This window comes from Pseudomonas sp. ESBL9 (assembly GCF_036668715.1).
GTDB classification, from domain to species: domain Bacteria; phylum Pseudomonadota; class Gammaproteobacteria; order Pseudomonadales; family Pseudomonadaceae; genus Aquipseudomonas; species Aquipseudomonas lundensis.
In genome coordinates this window covers 1108813-1129053 of record NZ_JAZEVV010000001.1, presented here as the reverse complement: position 1 = coordinate 1129053, position 20241 = coordinate 1108813, and the positions used below count along the sequence as shown (strand labels likewise).

Annotated in this window: 11 protein-coding genes; 4 read left to right on the top strand and 7 right to left on the bottom strand. The window is 56.0% G+C overall.

Features of this window, described 5'->3' with window-relative positions:
* Positions 1 to 36 precede the first annotated feature (36 nt).
* From V6F78_RS04805 to V6F78_RS04790, 4 genes are all read right to left on the bottom strand, one after another.
* Positions 37 to 804 (bottom strand): SDR family oxidoreductase, encoded by a 768-nt coding sequence (locus tag V6F78_RS04805; RefSeq protein WP_169858449.1) that lies wholly within the window; start codon positions 802 to 804, stop codon positions 37 to 39.
* 24 nt (positions 805 to 828) lie between these two features.
* Complete coding sequence (locus V6F78_RS04800) at positions 829 to 1896, bottom strand: phosphotransferase family protein (RefSeq protein WP_047276619.1); 1068 nt, start codon at positions 1894 to 1896, stop codon at positions 829 to 831.
* A 201-nt stretch (positions 1897 to 2097) separates the two neighbouring features.
* Entirely contained in the window at positions 2098 to 2412 is a 315-nt protein-coding gene (locus V6F78_RS04795) for an SCP2 sterol-binding domain-containing protein (protein ID WP_047274420.1), read from the bottom strand.
* A 55-nt stretch (positions 2413 to 2467) separates the two neighbouring features.
* Positions 2468 to 3181: a histidine phosphatase family protein gene (locus tag V6F78_RS04790; protein WP_094991179.1), complete on the bottom strand. Its 714-nt coding sequence runs from the start codon at positions 3179 to 3181 to the stop codon at positions 2468 to 2470.
* Between the two features lie 206 nt (positions 3182 to 3387).
* Here V6F78_RS04790 and sohB point away from each other — a divergent pair, with 206 nt between their 5' ends.
* Together sohB and V6F78_RS04780 are read left to right on the top strand one after the other, a co-directional pair.
* Positions 3388 to 4410: a protease SohB gene (gene sohB / locus V6F78_RS04785; RefSeq protein WP_048374764.1), complete on the top strand. Its 1023-nt coding sequence runs from the start codon at positions 3388 to 3390 to the stop codon at positions 4408 to 4410.
* Between the two features lie 162 nt (positions 4411 to 4572).
* Entirely contained in the window at positions 4573 to 9684 is a 5112-nt protein-coding gene (locus tag V6F78_RS04780; protein ID WP_332726722.1) for an NEL-type E3 ubiquitin ligase domain-containing protein, read from the top strand.
* Positions 9685 to 9740: 56 nt separating this feature from the next.
* Here V6F78_RS04780 and V6F78_RS04775 read toward each other — a convergent pair whose 3' ends face one another.
* Together V6F78_RS04775 and V6F78_RS04770 are read right to left on the bottom strand one after the other, a co-directional pair.
* Positions 9741 to 10235 carry a DUF934 domain-containing protein gene (locus V6F78_RS04775; RefSeq protein ID WP_047293470.1) on the bottom strand — a complete coding sequence of 165 codons (495 nt, stop codon included), beginning with the start codon at positions 10233 to 10235 and terminating at the stop codon, positions 9741 to 9743.
* Positions 10219 to 11877, bottom strand: a complete 1659-nt coding sequence (locus V6F78_RS04770; RefSeq protein ID WP_047274431.1) for a nitrite/sulfite reductase — start codon at positions 11875 to 11877, stop codon at positions 10219 to 10221. The genes V6F78_RS04775 and V6F78_RS04770 overlap by 17 nt, the downstream gene beginning before the upstream one ends.
* 483 nt (positions 11878 to 12360) lie before the next feature.
* Between V6F78_RS04770 and V6F78_RS04765 the strand changes: the two genes are divergently transcribed.
* Positions 12361 to 13467 (top strand): ABC transporter substrate-binding protein, encoded by a 1107-nt coding sequence (locus tag V6F78_RS04765; protein ID WP_314400191.1) that lies wholly within the window; start codon positions 12361 to 12363, stop codon positions 13465 to 13467.
* Here V6F78_RS04765 and V6F78_RS04760 read toward each other — a convergent pair.
* Complete coding sequence (locus tag V6F78_RS04760; protein WP_047274435.1) at positions 13449 to 13661, bottom strand: DUF2970 domain-containing protein; 213 nt, start codon at positions 13659 to 13661, stop codon at positions 13449 to 13451. The two genes, V6F78_RS04765 and V6F78_RS04760, sit on opposite strands and share 19 nt — an antisense overlap.
* Positions 13662 to 13798: 137 nt before the next feature.
* Here V6F78_RS04760 and V6F78_RS04755 point away from each other — a divergent pair, with 137 nt between their 5' ends.
* Positions 13799 to 20206 (top strand): dermonecrotic toxin domain-containing protein, encoded by a 6408-nt coding sequence (locus V6F78_RS04755; RefSeq protein ID WP_332726721.1) that lies wholly within the window; start codon positions 13799 to 13801, stop codon positions 20204 to 20206.
* The last annotated feature ends 35 nt before the right edge of the window (positions 20207 to 20241 follow it).

Below are 20241 nucleotides of genomic sequence, written 5' to 3'. Positions count from 1 at the left end.
GAAAATGCAATCGGTGGAATTAAATTATCGGATTGTTCAGGACAAGAACCCACCGTCCACATTCAACGAAACGCCCGTGGTGTAGGTGGAGGCATCGCTGGCCAGGTACAGCACGGCGCCTGCCATTTCTTCAGGATTGGCCACGCGGTTGAGCGGGATCTGTTGCAAGACGCCCTTGAGAATCGCGTCGTTCTTGACCAGCGCCGAGGCGAATTTGGTGTCCGTCAGGCCGGGCAGCAAGGCGTTGCAACGAATGCCCAAAGGCGCGCATTCCTTGGCAAACACTTTGGTCATGTTGATGACCGCGGCTTTGGTCATCGAGTACACGCCCTGAAAGGCGCCCGGCGAGACGCCATTGATGGAGGCGACATTGATGATGCTGCCGCCGCCGTGTTCGCGCATCAGTTTGCCGGCTTCGGCCGACATGAAGAAATAGCCGCGAATGTTCACGTCGACGGTTTTCTGGAAGGCACTCGGGTCGGTGTCCAGCACATGGCAAAACTGCGGATTGGTGGCCGCGTTGTTGACCAGAATGTCGAGGCGGCCGAAATCGTCACGGATGCGCGCGAAGGCCTGTTGTATCTGCTCCAGCTCACCGATGTGGCAGGCCATGGCGGTGGCTTTGCCCCCGGCGGCGATGATCGCGTCGGCCACGGGTTGACAGTTCTCCCGCGTGCGGCTGGAGACGATGACATGCGCCCCCTGGCGGGCCAGCAAGTGGGCAATGGCCTCACCGATACCGCGGCTGGCGCCGGACACGAAAGCGATTTTGCCATCAAGGTCAAACAAGTGAGTGCGGGTCATGCGGAATCCTTCGTGTTCGGGGGCTTAGAGGCTGGAGCGCTCGATGACCTTGAGGCTCATGTGCTCCAACAAGGCGTTCATGTGGACGAACTGGGCGAAGCGTTTGTCCTGCGTTTGGCCGTGGTAGAAGCGGTAGTAGATCTGCTGCACGATGCCTGCCAGACGGAATAGCCCATAGGTGTAGTAGAAATCGTAGTTATCGATCTGAATTCCGGCGCGTTCTGCGTAGTAATCGACGAATTCGCGGCGGGTCAACATCCCCGGCGCATGGCTCGGTTGGCGCCGCATCCGCTGCACCTCCGGCGGGTCATTGGCCTCAATCCAGTAGGCGAGGGTGTTGCCCAGGTCCATCAGCGGGTCGCCGAGTGTGGTGAGCTCCCAGTCCAGTACGCCAATGATCTGCCTGGGGTTGTGTGGGTCGAGGATGACGTTGTCGAAGCGGTAATCGTTGTGAACGATGGCAGGCGTCGGGTGATCGGGCGGCAGGTGCGCATTGAGCCACGCCTTGACGGTTTCCCAGTGCGGCGCATCCGGGGTCAGCGCCTTTTCGTAACGGTCGCACCAGCCGCTGATCTGGCGTTGCACATAACCTTCAGGCTTGCCCAGGTCGGCCAGGCCGCACGCGGTGTAATCCACCTTGTGCAGCTCGACCAGGGTGTCGATAAAGCTGCGGCACAGGGCGCCGGTGTTGTCGGCCGTGAGGGTGAGTTCCGCGGGCAATTCCGAGCGCAAGATGATCCCTTTGACCCGTTGCATGACATAGAACTCGCTGCCGATCAGCGACGTGTCGGTGCAATGGGCATAGGCCTTGGGGCAGTAGGGGAAGGCGTCCTTAAGGTGATTGAGAATGCGGTACTCACGGCCCATGTCATGGGCAGACTTGGCTTTATGGCCAAACGGTGGGCGGCGCAGCACCAGTTCGTGGCCGGGGTACTCGATCAGGTACGTGAGGTTGGATGCGCCACCGGGGAACTGGCTGATGCGGGGCTCACCGCCAAGCCCCGGGATGTGGGCCTTCAGGTACGGGTCAATCTGGCTGGCGTCGAGTTCTTCGCCAGAGCGGATACGGGTAGACGAGTCGGTGAGCGCCATGGCTATCTCTTCTGCTTATTTTTGAGGCCGGACAACATTCGCTAATCTAATGGGCCGTCCCGTCGACAACAAGCCGCGGGCGGCCTTAATAGACGCGGGTGTTAGTGGCCGATCAGCGTGTCTGATAGCAAGGCGCCCACTGTGAAGCGCAAAAAAAAACCGAAGCTGCGTGGGCTTCGGTTTTTTTGTCGTGCGCGAAACTTAGCTTGGGAACAGTTCGCTCAGTTTCATCGCCAGCATCATGTCGCCTTCAGCGCGCAGTTTGCCGCCCATGAACGCTTGCATGCCGTCGGTTTCACCGCTGACGATGCCTTCCAGGGTTTCGCCGTCCATCACCAGAGTGACTTGTGCGTCCGGGTTTTCGCCTTCCTTCAGTTCGCAGGTGCTGTCTTTGACGATCAGCGAAAAGTTCTTGGTGTCATCAATGCGAAAGCCGAATACCAGGTCCAGGCCGGCAGCAGCGGCTGGGTTGAATTTGGCTTTCATTGCTTGAACGGCATCAGCTACAGACGTCATGGTTCGATCCTTTTGTGGTGGGGTACGGCGACCCGTGGGTCGCGGTTGCCGGCGCTCAACGATAGGTGATGAGTGACGGCGTCTTCAACAGTTGCAAATGCAGGTGACTGTTAAAGGAAGCCAGTGTGACCTCGCGGCCTTGAAACGAGAGGCGGCTGAGCGAGGTGTTCGCAATGTGCCAGGTGAGCTTGAAGGCTTCGCTGGCGGGAATTTGGGTCAACAGGTGGAGCAGGGCGGTGATGGTGCCGCCGGAGGTGAACACGGCGATGGTGTGCTGGCTGGCCTGGGCGTGATCCAGCAACCGGTTGAGCCCGCCTTGTACGCGTTCGACAAAGGCCAGCCAGCTTTCGAGTTCAGGGGTGTCCCACGTACCGCTGACCCAGCGCGCCACAATCAGGTCAAATATCCGCTGGAATTCGGCCGGGTCATGGGCTGCATGGGTCAAGGCTGCCACGGCATGGGGCTCATCTGGCAACAAACCGGGCAGCAGCGCGCTGAGCACGCCGAACGCATCGAATTCATTAAAGGCCGGGTCAACTTCCAGTGCGGGGGTGGCGAGCCCGGCTACGCTGAATTGCTGCAGGGCGTGGCGGGCGGTGTCTTGCTGACGGGAAAGATCGCCGGACAGGCAACGGTCAAAGCGCAGGCCGAGGTCAACCAGATGCTGGCCGACGATTTGCGCCTGGCGCACACCCAGTGGCGACAGCACGTCGTAGTCCTCAGCGCCGAAAGAGGCTTGGCCATGTCTTATTAGATAGATGCTGCCCACGTCCGCTTTGCCCCGGTACGTTGAAAGTCAGGCGAGGTTAGGAGCAAGGCGGGGAGCTGTCAATGAAAAAACATACGCTTGTTTGAATTGCGCCCGGCACGTGTCGACGCAGCATTTCGCGGCTGGCAGCCGCCGATTGGCGCCGGTATGCTGAGCCCCATTACGCCACCCGGACGTCCGGGGTGGCCTCGTTTGAAGGAGTGTCTGTGGAATTTCTTGCCGATTACGCCAGTTTTTTGGCGAAAACAGTGACGATAGTGGTTGCGATCCTGGTGGTGCTGGTCACGCTGGCTGTCGTGCGCGGCAAAGGGCGTCGGCGTTCGACGGGGCAACTGCACGTCACCAAATTGAATGACTTTTACAAAGGTTTGCGCGAGCGTTTGCAACAGTCACTGTTGACCAAGGATCAGTTGAAGACCTTGCGCAAAGACAGCAGCAAGGCTGAAAAGAAGCTGAAGAAACAGCCTGATGAAAAGCCACGAGTGTTCGTCCTCGATTTCGATGGCGATATCAAGGCCTCTGCCACTGAAAGCCTGCGTCACGAGATCACCGCCTTGCTGACCCTGGCCACCCCGGCCGATGAAGTGGTACTGCGGCTGGAAAGCGGCGGCGGCATGGTACACAGCTATGGTCTGGCCTCGTCGCAGTTGGCGCGGATTCGTCAGGCGGGCATTCCGCTGACGGTGTGTATCGATAAAGTGGCCGCCAGTGGTGGCTACATGATGGCTTGTATTGGGGCCAAAATCATCAGCGCGCCTTTCGCCATCCTCGGTTCGATCGGTGTGGTCGCGCAGTTGCCTAACGTCAATCGACTGTTGAAAAAGCACGACATTGATTACGAAGTACTGACCGCTGGCGAGTACAAGCGCACGTTGACCGTGTTTGGCGAAAACACTGAAAAGGGGCGTGAGAAGTTTCAGCAGGACCTGGACATCACGCATCAACTGTTCAAGAACTTCGTCGCGCAATACCGCCCACAATTGGCCATCGATGAAGTTGCCACGGGCGAGGTATGGCTGGGGGTGGCGGCGGTTGAAAAGCGCTTGGTGGATGAATTGAAAACCAGCGATGAGTATTTGTCGGAGCGTGCCAAGACTGCGCAGCTTTATCATTTGCACTTTGCCCAGCGTAAAAGCCTGCAAGAGCGTGTGGGGCTGGCCGCCAGTTCTTCCGTCGAGCGTGTCGTGGATTCGCTCTGGGCGCGTGTGACCCAGAACCGTTTCTGGTAACCCACTGTGGCCTGCCGTGCCTGTGGGTACAGCGGGCCATGTCAACCTCAGTGGTCGGCGCTGAGGCGTCAGAGCGCGAGTGGGGGACCACTAACTATCTAACTCATTGCCGCAAAAGCCTGTGCTTAAGCTGAACGTCTTATTAGAAGACAGGCTTTGGTAATGGCAACGATCAATGGCTCTACCCCTTCCAATGCAGTCAGGCAGATGACGCAAACGTCAAAACGTCTGTTGCAGGCAGCCGCCGAAAATAAATACGAAACCCTTGTCTCAACCTTGTTACCCGGCTGGTTCGTCAACGCGCCGGAGTCCGTTCGCCAGTCCTTGAAAAAGAGCTTGCAGCTCAGGCATGAGACGCAGCAGATAACATCCGGGATTCTGGCCGCCATCAAGCCCATCGAACAGTTCTGCGAACCCCTGCTGAAACTGGCGCTATCGGTGTATGGGTGGAGTGATCTGGATGTAAAGACCCATGCGTTAAAACAAGTGCACCTGGTCAACAACTTATTGGTCTTTATTGCGCGTTATCAGGTCAAGTTGGTCGATACGGCTGCTCGTTCCTTAATGCCGGACGCACTGATTCCTGAGTCGCTGGAACTGAATCTGGTGTCCAGTATTTCGCGCCACAGTCTGTTGCAGGCCGCCATGCAGAACTTTGACGAGTCGGAAACACGTGCCGGTGGCTTTGACCCGGGCTCTTATATCTACGGCATTGCAAGCAATAAGTCGGAGGTGATTAACCCCGATCTGACACCGGAGAAATTTGCACAAATCAGCCGTGATCTGAATTTGGGGTTTCAATACCAACTGCATCTGGACCGCCAGTTCAGGCCTGTAGAAAACCAATGGCCCATGTCAGACCCTCGTTCCCAGGCCTTTAAAAACATGCAGGCCTTCAGTGACGATGTACGCCATGAGTTTTCATGTGCGTTGCATATGGAGTTCATGAAGGGGTTTGTGAGCCCCGGCATTTACCGCTTCATGGATAATTTGCTGGCCGCACAGCCCTCGGTGTTTACGACCGGGCCGGCCATGTGTGGAACCTTCCAGATACTCGATTTCGAAGTGACGGGGGTCATTATCGTATTGCCGTTGCGCAAAGCCAGTCACGTCGTCCAGCCGTGTGTGGTCTATCTGCCACAAGCGCCCGAGCGTTGTTTCTACGAGTTTGAAACGTTTAATGCCTTCCAGATTCACTTACGCGAATGGTTAAAAAATCCTCAATTTGCCGAATATTTCATAACGCGCGTTCCCTTACGCCATCGTGCCGAGTTTGTGCGCCGTACGCATATCAGGCATGCCACGTGGGATTCGTTGTTGCTACGACGCCCACCCATCATTTACGAACCGGCTTTATTTACAAACTCCCACTACAACCTTAAAAGCGAAAACCCCTTTGAAGTGGCATGGCAGCAGCAACTGGCTCAAATCAAAGACGACGCCAGTGTATTGGTCGTGCCGACCGAAGACGAAGACCAGCGGGCGCGCGTTGAGCGTCAGGCGATGTATTTGAATATCGGGATCAGTTTGTTTGGATTGGCACTGGGGTTTGTGCCGGTACTGGGCCAGGTGCTCCTGGCCATCAGCGTGATTGAGCTGGGGGAAGAAGTCTTTGCGGGTATTCATGCATGGGAAAGAAATGACAAGTACACAGCGATCACTTACCTCTTCGATGTTGCCCAAAACGTGGCGTTACTGGCGGGAACGGTAGGGGTCGCCAAAGCCTTGCAGGCCCCTGCGCCTGTAGATGCGTTGGTGCCCGTCAGGATTGAACGGGGAGTCAGTAAGTTATGGAAACCTGACCTTGCCGGCTACGAAGTTAAAAAGATTTCCCTGGAGGGCATAACAGCGGATGAGCGCGGTATTTTCACGGTTAATCAACGCACGTATATCAAGTTGGATGACCAGGTATATAGGGTTGCAATGGAGCCCGGCACAGACCGTTTCTACTTGAAACATCCTTCTGATGGGCGTGCGTACAAGGTCAAGTTACGTCATAACCATCAAGGCATCTGGACGCATGAACTGGACGATCCCCTGTATTGGGACCGCACGCAATTATTCCGGCGCATGGGGGGGAACGCCCAAGCCTTATCAACCACCACGCTTGATAAGGTGATGATGATCTCGAATCTGTCTGATGCAACCTTAAGGCATGTGGTGCTTGAACAACTGCCGGCCCCCGCTTTGTGGGTGGACAGTCTGAAACGTGCCGCGCTGGTCGAGAAAATCAAGACCTTCGTCACCCGGATGAAAAACGGCGCAGGCCGTCTGGCAGCCGACGCTGATCTTCAGTTACGCCTGATGACTCAGTTGCCAGAGTGGCCCGCAGATCGGGTACTGCGGGTGGTTGAAAATGATGGCGTGCTCTTTCGCGAGTATGGCAATGACCTGGTCTCCAGGATCCCTAGGCTGCAAGTGACCGAAGCGCAGATCGCACACAGCGACTTGTTGAAAGTGACCCTCGACTGTTTGTCCCAGACACAGATCACCCAGTTACTGGGGCGTGAAGTCGCTGGCGAGCAGCAGGTTCAGGCGCTGGCGCAACGCTTGGGGGCCTTTGCGCAAGCCACAGAGAAAGCCCTGTTCTTGAGTCTGTACACCGAAACACAGGCAACGTCTTCGATCGGCGCCCTGATACAACAACAATTTTCCAGTTTGCCCGCTGCCGTGGTCGAGGAGTTGGTAGAGCACTTGTCACCTGAGCAGGTGGCGCTGATTCGCAGCGAAGGGCGGCTCCCGCTCGTGGTGCTGGAGGAGGCGCGGCACTACGTTCAATCCGTGCGCATGAGCCGTGCGATTGAAGGGTTGCTGTTTGACTCGCTCAGCAGCGACGACAGTTTAAAAGTGGCCCGTAAAATTCTGCCTTCTGTCCCGGGTTGGCCCAGGAACTTACGCCTTGTTGTACGAGACAAAAGCACCGGGCACGTGATTGAAACGTTTGGAAACCCGTTAGTGACGTCTGCGCGTGAGGTGTTCAAGAGCGGTGATCACTATGAATATTTTGGGTTTGCCGAGGGCGAGACATTCAGGCATGCGTCCTTGCTCAGGTGCATTTTTGAAACGCTATCAAACGAAGAACGCACGGGGTTGATGCTGCCTGCGGCTGCCCCCTATGAGGCGTTCACCCTCAAGGTGGCGACGGTCGCGAACCGGCATCGCTCCCTAAGCGCCCAAGCCTTGGGCTTACACACGATAAAACCGTGGATCAAGTCGCCTTTGCGATTGGCCGATGGGCGCCTGGGCTACCCTCTGGGTGGCCGCTCAGGGCGTTTACTGCCTCAAGAACGGCCGCCATTACTCAAAGATCAGTTACTTGAGCTTTACCCCTCAATGAGCGAGGCGCAGGCCGGTCATTTTATGTATCGCTTGAACCTCAGTCCCGCTCAAATTACCCGCAGGCTGGTCAGCCTCAGGGGTGAGTTACAAAGCCTGCGCGTCGATCTCGACAGTTGGGTGGCGTCCGAGGTGTGGAGCGCGCCCCACAACGCGCCGCGGTTCAAAGTGTCGACTCAGGTCAAGAAGTCGATGCGCCGGGCCCTGATACAAGCTTGGCGGCGCCAGACGCCGCACAACCAGATTGGGGGCCACTTTGGCTACGAACTGGATCTGGATGGCTGGCCCGTTGATTGTCTGCCTGAGTTATCCGCGGACTTTTCTCACATCAATACCCTGAATGTGCGTCACTCACCCTCAGGCCACTTTCCTGCGTCATTTTTGGGCAAGTTCAAACAACTTCGCGCGTTGACCTTGAAGAACAGCGAATTGATCGAGCTACCCGCTGCCATTGCAGACATGAGTGAGCTGACAGTGTTGAACCTTCAGGGCAACCACATTACGTTGACCGCGTCCGCCCATCAGACACTGGCCAGCCTGACCCGGCTAAAGTCTCTCAACCTGACCGGCAACGGATTGGGCATGCGGTTGTCGGTGGGGCGGTTGTCCGGCCTTGAACACCTGCAGTTGCGTTATACCGGAATTGATCAATGGCCCGAAGGCATTGAAAGGCTTCAACACCTGCAAGTGGTTGATTTGCGCGATAACGCGATCAGCCATGTGCCTTCCGAGGTGCTGTCGCCTGCGCGCAACGCGGTCAATCGCGTGACTTTTTTACACGACAACCCTTTGAGCGCCGACTCTTTACGCCGTCTCTATGTGTATCGGCTGGAGGAACAGATCAACTTCGGTATCTGGATATCTCGCCAGCATGTGTCGGCCCCTCGGGGTCTTCAGCGCTGGGCGCAGCCGCCAAGCGATGAGCAGTTGGCGGTGTGGAATGCCTTATGGGCTGAGAACAATGGTCATGATTTTTTTCGGATACTTGAGGACTTAAGCGCGTCCGCCCAATTTTCCCGTAATTACGGGGATTTAAGTCAGCGCGTATGGTCACTGCTAGACGCGATGCATCAGAACACGGGGCTTCGTACATGGTTGTTTGATATAAGCAGTCAGCCCCGAACCTGCGTTGACGGCATTGCCATGGTGTTTGCTGATCTTGAACTGCAACTTCAAATCTATTTGGCTGAGCACGGCCTTAATACCGAAGAACAATTGCTGGATTTGACCCGGGGCTTATTGCGCATTGAGTCGCTTAATCAGCATGTGGACACGGTCATTGCTCAGCGGATTGCTCAAATCAGTGCGCGACCGATTAACGCAGTCCAACGTTTGCAGCAGTTGATTGATGAGATCAGCCCTGACTTTGCCGAGCAGCCCTTGAGTGAAATGTCGGCGCAAGAGTGTCAAGGCGTGGCGTATCGGCTGGGTACGCCAGAAGCGCTGCAATTGGCCGAGATTCTGAGCCCGCGCTGGCTGCAAGAGCGCATTGCGCACATTGATCCGCTGGAAGTACAGATGTATTACCAGGTGCATCTGGCGCAAGAGCTGGGCTTGCCCGCCAGGCCGCGAAGCATGTTCTTTGAAAATGTGGCGAGCGTGACACCGGCCGAGTTGCAAGAGGCCAAGGCCTATGTCATGAGCAAGGAATCCCCTGAGGCCTTGAAAGCCTCGCTCATTGCTCGCGATTACTGGCAAAACTTTCTCAGGCTTAAATACCAGGAAACGTTCTTTCGCTCGGACGAGGCTCAAGATGAGCGGATGGCGGCGCTTTTCGCAACGCGCGAAGGCATGTCCAGCAGCGACTACGTTACGCAATCACAGGAAATCGTGGGGGAGAGGGAAGACGCACGGTTGGCGTTGGTGACGCGATTGACTGAGCAGGAAATTGCGGAAAACCCGCGCCTGATGGCAATGTTGCAACCACCGGGCCGTTGAGCGTGTGACGCTGGCGCCAAGGCGTTCAATGCCCGGGGCCAGCGTTTATTCAGGGATTAACGACGCCGGAACAGCGGTTGAGGCTCATCCGTTGACGCCTGATAGGTCACGCTGAAGTCTTTAAGGCCTTCGAGCGCTTCGTAGGGGTCCTTGTCGGCGCGAATGGCAAACGCATCAAAGCCACAGCGATGCAGGTAGAAAAGCTGATCACGCAGTACATCACCAATGGCGCGCAATTCGCCTTTATAGCGGTAGCGATCACGCAGCAAGCGTGCATTCGAATAGCTGCGGCCATCGGTGAAGGCGGGGAAGTTCAGGGCAATGACCTGAAAACTGTTCACGTCTTCGCCGATTTCTTCGGCTTCTTCATCGCTGTCCAGCCATACGCCCAAACCGCCATCGCGGGCTTTGAGTGCGTGAGCATGCTCGCGCCACAGGGCCAGCGGTACGATCAGATCATCGCAATTGGGAATGGCGTCGAAGCTCGCGTCCTTGGGCAGCAAGTGCCAGGTTTCATCGATCACTTCGTTGTTCTTAATGATTCGCTGCATAGACGCGCTCCTTGAAGGGATCGATGCCAATACGTTGGTAGGTGTCGATGAAGCGCTCGTCTTCGGTACGTTTTTCAACATAGACGTCGATCAGCTTTTCAATCACATCCGGCATGTCGTCCTGGGCGAACGAGGGGCCGAGGATTTTCCCCAGGCTGGCATCACGGCTGGCACTGCCGCCCAGCGAGACCTGATAGAACTCGGCGCCTTTTTTATCGACGCCCAAGATGCCGATATGACCGACGTGGTGGTGGCCACAGGCGTTCATGCAACCGGAAATATTCAGGTCCAGCTCACCGATGTCGAACAGGTAGTCCAGGTCTTCAAAGCGGCGCTGGATGGATTCGGCAATCGGGATGGATTTGGCGTTGGCCAGCGAGCAGAAATCGCCGCCAGGGCAGCAAATCATGTCGGTCAGCAGGCCGATGTTCGGCGTGGCGAAACCGTGTTCGCGCAACTCGCCCCACATGGTGAACAACTGGCTTTCTTCGACATCGGCCAAGATGATGTTCTGTTCGTGAGAGGTGCGCAGTTGGCCGAAGCTGTAGCGGTCGGCCATGTCGGCAATCGCGTCCCACTGCTTGTCGGTCACATCACCCGGCGCAACGCCGGTGGGCTTGAGCGACAGCGTCACGGCCACATAGCCGGGCTTCTTGTGCGCCAGGGTATTGCGGGTGCGCCAGCGGGCGAAACCGGGGTGTTGTTTGTCGAGTTCAGCCAGCTCGGCGCTGAAATCGGGCAAGTCTTTGTACTCCGGATCCACAAAATGCTTGGCGATCCGTTGAACTTCGGCTTCGGTCAGGGTGGTTGACCCCCCGCGCAAGTGCACCATTTCGGCTTCAACGCGTTGCGCGAAGACTTCAGGGGTCAGCGCCTTGACCAGAATCTTGATACGCGCCTTGTACTTGTTGTCGCGGCGACCGTAGCGGTTGTAAACCCGCAGGATGGACTCGAGGTAGCTCAGCAAGTCTTGCCACGGCAAGAATTCATTGATGAACGCACCGACCACCGGCGTACGGCCCAAACCGCCGCCTACCAGCACACGGAAGCCCAATTCACCGGCCTCATTGAACACCGGTTCCAAGCCGATGTCGTGCACTTCAATGGCGGCGCGGTCAGAGGCCGAGCCATTGATGGCGATCTTGAATTTGCGTGGCAAATAGGCGAATTCGGGGTGGAACGTCGTCCACTGACGCACGATTTCACACCACGGGCGGGAGTCGATCAGTTCGTCGGCGGCAACACCGGCAAACTGGTCGGTGGTGACGTTGCGCAGGCAGTTGCCGCTGGTCTGAATGGCGTGCATCTGCACAGTGGCCAGTTCTTCCAGAATGTCCGGCACGTCTTCCAGCGCAGGCCAGTTGAACTGCACATTCTGGCGAGTACTGATGTGGGCGTAGCCCTTGTCGTAGTCGCGGGCAATCTTGGCCATCATCCGCGCCTGGCGCGAGGTCAGTTGGCCATAGGGCACAGCGACCCGCAACATGGGTGCAAAACGCTGAACATACAGGCCATTTTGCAGGCGCAGAGGGCGGAATTCTTCTTCGCTCAGCTCACCTGCCAGGTAGCGTCGGGTCTGATCACGGAACTGCTTGACGCGGTCCTCGATGATCCGCTGATCGTACTCGTCATATACGTACATATAGGTCCTGTTCTCAGGCTGCTAACAGCTTATCTGCGCGCACGGCCGCGCACTCCCCACGGAGCGAGGCACGATACCAGTTTGCAGTTATGCGCAAAAGTGATGTTTAAGCATATGGAAAGAACCAAAAAGACTATAAGAGGCTGATTCTCAATCACTTACTTGTCTTGTGGGGATTGCTGGACTTAACTGACAGGACGTCTTCAAGCATTCACCCATAACATTCCAAAAAGGCGATGCGATGAGCACTCCAGTCAAGGCACGTAAAAGTGACAGCAAGGTCGATGCGTGGGCCATTCTGTTCATGATTATTCTGGTGGTGGCAACGGCGGTGTTTTGGGTCAGCCACCAATAAATCGTCCCCCCGCGTATTCTCCGGTAGCCCCCCGGCGCTGCTGACTGTCGCGCCATACGATGGTCACCCGCGTGTCTGATGGTATTGTGCCAGTTATTATGTGGCTCAATTTCCGGGGGCGGGTTTCAATGCGAAAGGTTTTCAACCATTGCCTGGTGTTGCTGTGCTTGCCGTTTTCGATGGCGGTGCAGGGCGCCACGGTGCTTTTCCTGAACCCCGGCTACACGGATGAGACCTTCTGGGTCAGTTATTCGACGTTCATGCAGGCGGCTGCTCGCGATTTAGGCATGCAGCTTGAGGTGCAATATTCGCAACGCTCCCCCGAGCGCGCGATCGAACAGGCGCGCACGGCCTTGCAGGGCCAGCACCGCCCTGACTATTTGATCTTCGTCAACGAACAGTACATTGCCCCGCAAATTTTGCGCCTGTCTCAAGGCAGCGGCGTGAAGCTGTTCATGGTCAACAATGGCTTGACCCGTGAGCAGGCGCAGTTGATCGGTCCGGATGATGCCCAGTACGCCGGCTGGCTCGGGAGTATGGTGACCAATGATGAAGAGGGCGGTTACCTGATGCTCAAGGAGTTGATTCGTCAGCGCGGGCCGATTGAGCCGGGGCACACCCTGGACCTCTTGGCCTTCTCAGGGGTAAAAAACACCCCGGCTTCACGCTGGCGCGAAAAAGGCATGAAGCGGGCCTTGAGCGAACATCCTCAGGTGCGTTTGCGGCAGATGGTCTATGGCGAATGGAACCAGCAGCGGGCGTACGAACAGGCCCGGCTGTTGTTCAAGCGTTACCCTGACACAGCGCTGGTGTGGTCGGCCAATGATGAAATGGCCTTCGGCGCCATGCGCGCGGCGCAGGAAGCCGGGCACACACCGGGCAGCGATGTCCTGTTCAGCGCGGTCAACAGCTCCATTCCTGCCCTTGAATCTCGGATCAGCGGGCGACTCAGTGCGCTGGTGGCAGGGCATTTCACCCTCGGTGGCTGGGCGATGGTGTTGTTGAACGACCACAGCAAAGGCGTTGATTTCAAGCGCCTCGGTGGGCGAGACCGGCAGGTTCCGGTGTTGCAGTTGCTCAATGCCGAACAGGCGGCCACTTTACTCAAAGTCATACGCAGCCAGGCGTTCAACCTGCCCTTCACGTCGCTCTCCGCGCAGGGTAAACCCGGGAATTACCGCTACCCGTTCACGCTCGATAGCCTGCTGCACAGGCCTCAGACCCCGGCAAAGTGAAGCACCAGTTTGACGATTGCGAACAGCGTCAACGCAAATACCCCGGTAAACAGCAAGCCCAGCAGCAAGAACTGACCGGGTTTACCGTGAGTGAAGTCGCGTGTTCTGTTTTTGCCACTTTGCACGCCGAACGCAGCGGCCATCACGCTGTGCAGCACTTGCCAAAAGGTGGGCGGTTTTTCGGGGCTTTCCATAAGGACCTCGCAGGCCTGAGTGGAGTGTCTCCCTAGATGATAGTCAACCCCGCAAAAGGGGTAGCCCGTTACCACCGTCAGCACTGAGGCGTTGTATCTACTGATGCTCTATTTGATGAGCTATCAGGAGAAACGCCGTGACAGACATTTCAACGGCTAATGGACTAGGTCCTCACGCAGCCTTTATTGAAGAAAAACTGCCGGCCTGGATAAAACACAGCCACCGCAAGGATTTAGTTCGTCTGCGTGCGGGTGCTGTGCTGGGGCACGAACCTTTACCCGACACTCATTTGGCCGACGCGCCACCCTGGCTGCGTGAGGCTTTGCACAGCAGTCAGGCGCGTAGCCGGCAGGCAACGCTGCGTTTGGCTCAGCACCTGAAAGTGCTTAAAGGCATCACAGAGTTTGCCGAGCCACGCCTTCAATTGGCCCTGCAGAGTCACCACACAACGGGCCGGGCGCTGGATGTCAACACAGACTGTTTGTTTTACCTGCAGCGTGACCAACCCGTGCAGGTGCAGAGCTTGTTACAAGCCGCGCTGCTCAACTTTGAAGGTAACGAGGACTACGTGCGCCTGGTGCGTGGTCGAACCAGCGCGATAGCGCCTTCAGGGTCGTTGCCGGCCATGCCCGAAAAAAATGGGAGCGGCATTCCTTATTCGATGCTCGCCGACGCGCTGGTCAAGGGAAGTGGTTTTGGTGTGGCCAAGATGGAAGATGAGCTGAATAACCTTCATGCCCCCGACGGTTTCAGCTATCGCGAAACGCTGCCTATGAAACCGCAAACCTTCTCGAGTATTTGCAGGGCGCTGGACCTCGGGCAGCAATACCAGGATCACTTGAGCGAAGTGTTTGACAGCCCGCAGAACGGATCAAAACTGCGCGCGCAAATGGTGCAGGCGCAAAAAGAACTGCTTGAAGTACGGTTGCACGCGGCCTTGATCCAGAAACACATCAGTGAAGACGCGTATCGATGCGTGTCGGATGTCGTGAAGGGGCTGCCTGTCCCCCTGCTCGGTGGCAAGCCTGTGGTGTTTAGCCAACTGAGTCTGTATGGCTTCACCATCGCCGATGTGCTGCTGATAGGGCCCTATCGGTCCTGGCTGCCCGAGACGCAAATAGTGAACACGCCCATAGGGGTAGACTTACCCGTGTTTACAACGTCGAAAATCGAACCGCTGGTGGTATACATTTCGGGCGCTGCGACGGATCAACTCATGGAGTATGCGTCCCTTGAAGCCTTTGAACATGCCCTGGCGGTTCATCTGCGAACCCCGGCCTATCAGCAGTTGTTTGCGAATTTGGTGCCGCAAGGTGATGCCCAGGGTTTTCTCAAACGGCTTAACTACCAGCTGTATAGCAAAGCGCCAGATCCCAAAGGAAAAGAACCGCCGGTTTACAGTGATGACGTCAGTCTTCGTATGGGCCAAACCTATATAAGCAGCACCCCGGCCAATCTGTTCTTTGCGTTAAACGCGCTGCATGTGGCACGCATCAAAGCCAACGCGCGGGTGCTGGCGGTGCCCACCGCGGATGCTGACAGCAAATTACTGCGCGAACGCCTGGAGTATTACGCCGGCTTGGGGATGGACGTGCTCAATGCGGCGGCGTTTTTTATTCCGGGCGTGGGCGAGGTCATGATGGCCGTGATGGCTTTGCAGATCGGCCTGGAGGTCTATCACGGCTTGGAGGCGTTCAGCGTCGGGGATATGGACGGCGCATGGGCGCATCTGGAATCCGTGGCCATCAACGTTGGGGTTGGCGTCGCCATTGCCGGAGCCGGGTATGGCGTCAGCAAGATCCCGTCCGGCGCGTTGAGCAGGTGGGCTGAAAGTGTCACCGCCATTGTCTCGCCGCAAGGTAAAACCCGTTTGTGGAAGCCGGACCTGGCCTCTTATCAGGCCGAGTTGACGCTGGGTGTGGAGCAACCCAATGCATTGGGTCAATACACGATCAACGGCAACACCTGGGTCCAGATTGATCAGCATTTGTATGAGCAAGTTTTCGATCAGGAACTCAACACATGGCGGGTCAAACATCCCTCTGACAGTGAGGCCTATCAACCTGTACTCAAGCACAACCATGACGGTGCCTGGCGTTTTGCGCATGAGCGCCCTTTAACGTGGGACCGCCAGAGCTTATTGCGGCGACTGGGCTACAAAGTTCGTCTGTTTGATGACGAGACCCTTGCCCGTTCAGGTGAAATCAGCGGTGTGAGTGACGACGCCCTGCGCAAAATGTACCTTGACGACTTACCCGTTCCGGCAGCATTGGCTGATGTGCTTGACCTGTTCACGGTGGGTCCCGTCGTTGAACCCGGTGCGCCGTCGTCCCCCGAAGTGAAGTTACTGCTTCAACGATTCAAAAGCCTGAACCTGTCCGAGTCATCGGCCCGTGAAATCGTCATGTCCGCAGGCGCGCGCGACCTGTCCAGTCTTCGCAAGGGGCGCTCTACATCGCGTATCGATGACCAGTGTCGACGTTACGCCCAGACAGGCCGCCTGAATCGGGCGCTGGCAGGTATATATCAGGCCGGGCCGATCAGTGCAGACACTGCCCGAATAAAGAACTATGTCCTGACGAAGGTGCCGGAAAGTGCGGGTATGGAAGGTGTCGAACAGACCAACGCCATAGGCCGATATGCGACGTCGCATCGAGCTGAGATGGAGGATGTCCTGCAGACCGTTTCTCCCCGGAGACAACCCTCGAAAACAAGTGGGCGTAGCGGTTTTGGATACAGCTTATCCGGCAGAGGAGGGCATTTGAGTGTCGAGAACTCGTTGGTGGTCAGGCTGCGGGAGGTCTATCCGAATGTTGACGATGAGTTGGCCCTTGATTTCATTCAGGAACGATTGCGAGGAGGCCACACCGATCAGCAGGTATTTCACTTTCTGAACACTCGAGCGCGTGAATCGGATGCATTAGCGGCGACATTGGCACGTTGGGCGGAGGTGCCCGGCAATTCCGGGCAAGCGTTGGCGCGAAGATCAGTCATGGAAAAGGTCATCCATTGCTGGCGCCAAGGTTTTTTCCGTGCTCAAGAACCCTACGCGACCCTTGATTTAGGTGATGTGGACGCGTTACCGGAACTGACGGCGGACTTTTCACATGTACGCACCCTCAAAGGCACAGGATCACTGTTGCTGGCCAATTCGGGTGAAACAATTATCAGGATATTTCCCGGTATCAAGGGCCTCGAACTGGGCCTGGAGCTCGAAGAGCGCGACATGATGTCGGTCATCCATAAAATTGCGGCATTACCCCAACTCAAAGCGCTATCCGTCTCAAGTTTGGAAAGTGCATTCTCGCCGGAGTTTATGCGTCAACTGACCTCCATGAATCAACTTCAACGCCTGACGGTGCGGGGTAGCCTGGAATCTCTGGACGTCAGCAGTCTGCATGAACTGCGTGAATTGCAGGTTGCAAGTCAACAGTATTCAAGTTGGCCCCAGGGTGTGTTGGACTTACCGCATCTTGAACAGCTGGACATGCATGCTTGCACACTGCGTGACGTACCGGTGGAGTTATATTCTGGTCACGAACGGTTGTGGCGCGGCCTGCGTTTGAACTGGTCACGGATTGAAGAACAATCCGTTCTTAAAACCTATGGGTACTTGCAAGGCAATGCTTTTCATTTGGCTGATATGCGACAGTGGGTCGATCTTTATACGCTGGATTGTTTCAAACGCATGATGCCGGAGTACAACGGTTCTTTTCTTAACAACCTGTTGTCCCAATTCCGGAGGCGGCAAGTTCCTCTGCACGAACAATTTATAACGGTGTTGGGCGTTAATAAGGAATTTGCGGTCTTAACGCAGGGCCTTGATACCTGGACGATTGGAAATCAGATTCCTGCGGATTCAGGCGTCGCCGCAAACCTGCGACGAGCCTGGAAAGATGGCGTTTTCCATCGCTTTGCAGGCGAGGGGCAGGCCGGGATTGGTAGGGTTAACCCGCACTTAAGTCTTAATGGCGGTCATGAAATAAGCAGTCTTGCACGTATACCGAGCAGCGGGTTTGAGCATATTCAGCACCTGACAATTACAGGTCACGTTGCCCCCGGCGAGTCACTGGATCACCTGCTTGAGTCGTTCACTCATGTCAAAACGTTAAACCTGAGCCACAACCAGATCCACCGTATACCGTCTTCCCTCACCGAGTTTAGCCAGCTTGAACACCTCGATTTATCGCATAACGAGCTGACGGTCACGCCTTACGCGCAGTCACGTCTGGATCGATTGCGCCAACTACGCGTATTACGTTTGCGCGGCAATCGGGTGGATACGTTGAATGTCAGCATGATGGAGCAGCTCGAAGAGCTTGACTTGAGCCAGACGGCGATCAGGGCGTGGCCTCAGGGTGTGTTCGATTTGCCTCGCATGCGCAAGCTTGATTTGTCCCGCAGTGGGGTTACCGATGTGCCGCAGGCTGCACTTAACGGGCATGACAGGTTAATGAGCAACACCCGGCTTGAGGGATGTGCGCTGAGCCGCGACAGTTGTCTGGACTTGCTGGGGTATGCACACCGAACAAACAGCGTGAGTGCCGGGTGGATACCCCGAGGCTTGTTGATGGAAGGTAAAACAGGCGGTGAGCCTGAGTATTTCCCCCTAGAGGTCTCGCAAAATCCGGACATGCTATTGCCTTCTGTTCCTGATCTCGCTGAGAGCGATACCTCACTTACGCCTGCCGCCAGGCTGCAAAGCATTGATCCTGAGTTAAGTTTGCGCGATGCGGTTAACTGCATTGACCGCTGGATGAGCAGCGGTGAGGGTGCATTAGACATTCACGCCCGACTCGACAGTTGGCATCGTCAGTACAACGCGATGACCCGGCAGCTCAACCGCTGGATTGATAGGCAGAGCTACAGAGTCGAAGCCCAGTGGGTAAGTGCTCTGGATCGCAGAAGAGCCTCGGATCGGCTCATGCGTGCCTGGCGTCAAATGCTTACCGCCGAGACACCTGAGGGCGCGAGTCATGCAAGAGTCATCGATTTTTCGGACTTGTGTGTGGGGGACCTGCCTCAATTGCCTGTTGTGTTAGAACACATCACCTCTATTGATTTGAGCGGTGTGAGGTTAACGGCGCACGGTTCAAATGATTTCCTGCGTTCTTTGCCTCAATTGCGTACGTTGCGTATCAACAACAATGCCCTGGTAGAACTGCCTGGTGCTGTAGAGGGGCTTGATAATCTCACCCGCCTGGAGGCCGCTCATAACCGCCTGGTGAACACCGAAATGCTGCAGAGCCAGTTGCGTTCTTTGGCCCATCTGGAATGGCTGGATTTAAGCACCAACGCCCTGGAAAGCTTTAATGCGGGTGAGTTGCCTGCTTTGCGTACGCTCAATCTCAGTGGTAATGCCCTGACACGCTGGCCTGGGAGTGTAATGAATCTCTCTGAGCTGTCGGAACTGGACCTCAGTAATAATCGAATCCATCACATACCCGACCAACTCTATGACCGCACCTACAACAACCTGATGGCCGGTACGGATGTAACTGATAATCCATTGGAGTATGACGACCTTGAAGCGCTGTATGACTATCAGCATTCAACCGGCAACGGACTGGGCTTCACGGCCGAAGAACTGGAAACGGGATTGCATCACTCTGATGACTCTGCAAGTGATTCCGAACCAGAAGCCGATGAGGATCTGGATGCAGGCATCCACGAGTCGCCGTCGGTTCAAAAAGCGCGCTGGTTTAACGAGGTGCCAGCCGATTCGCCGAAGCATCGTATATGGGACGTGGTGTCTGGCCGCCAGGGCAGTGACGGGTTGTTTCATCTGCTCACCGAGTTAAAAAATACCCGGGACTTCATTGAAGGCAAGGCACTCCTGACGGCGAGGGTATGGGACGTGCTTGAGGCTGCTTATAACAATGAGGCTTTGGGCAGCGAGCTTTTCGTTCAGGCACGCTCACCCTATACCTGTGGTGACGGACGCATTCTGTTATTCAGTGATCTGGAAGTGAAGGTCCATGAGTTCAACGTACTTAAGGGCGTCATTTCCAGTGAAGCCGGTTCAGTTCTGCTGGGCTTGTACAAAAGTTTGTATCGTTTGGAGCGGGTGGAAGAAATTGCCCGGGAATTCATGGTTCAGTACCCGACGATAGACCCTGCTGAAGTGCGACTGGATTTTCGCATCAGTCTGGCCGAGCGCCTGCAATTGCCCAAACAGCCCAAAGACATGATTTACCGCAATCTGGTTGAACACCCTTCAGTGGAACTGGATGAACCGTTTAACGTGACACTTCAAAAAGCCTACGAGCGAGTCATTGCGACCGATAATTCTCCCGAGTTCAGCCACTATTTATTGTCCTCGGAGAAATGGATCAGTTATTTAAAGGCGCAATACCCTGATGAGTGCCAGGCGCTGGAGTTGCAGCTAAAAACAGAAGCAGACCAGTTAGAAGATCGCTACCCGGTTATAAATGAGTCTTACAACGCGGCAATAAAAGCGTTAGGCAGCAAGAAAAAAAGAGAGTTTGAAACGCTTTACGAACGCTTGTCTCATCTTGAACGCGCCAAACTGAACGGTCAGTAACACAACGGTTTTCACCGTAATCGGGCAAAAAAAGC

Coding starts and splice junctions, on each gene's coding strand:
- V6F78_RS04805 (WP_169858449.1), bottom strand. CDS start 804: ATGACCCGCACTCACTTGTTTGACCTTGATGGCAAAATCGCTTTCGTG.
- V6F78_RS04800 (WP_047276619.1), bottom strand. CDS start 1,896: ATGGCGCTCACCGACTCGTCTACCCGTATCCGCTCTGGCGAAGAACTC.
- V6F78_RS04795 (WP_047274420.1), bottom strand. CDS start 2,412: ATGACGTCTGTAGCTGATGCCGTTCAAGCAATGAAAGCCAAATTCAAC.
- V6F78_RS04780 (WP_332726722.1), top strand. CDS start 4,573: ATGGCAACGATCAATGGCTCTACCCCTTCCAATGCAGTCAGGCAGATG.
- V6F78_RS04775 (WP_047293470.1), bottom strand. CDS start 10,235: ATGCAGCGAATCATTAAGAACAACGAAGTGATCGATGAAACCTGGCAC.
- V6F78_RS04770 (WP_047274431.1), bottom strand. CDS start 11,877: ATGTACGTATATGACGAGTACGATCAGCGGATCATCGAGGACCGCGTC.
- V6F78_RS04765 (WP_314400191.1), top strand. CDS start 12,361: ATGCGAAAGGTTTTCAACCATTGCCTGGTGTTGCTGTGCTTGCCGTTT.
- V6F78_RS04760 (WP_047274435.1), bottom strand. CDS start 13,661: ATGGAAAGCCCCGAAAAACCGCCCACCTTTTGGCAAGTGCTGCACAGC.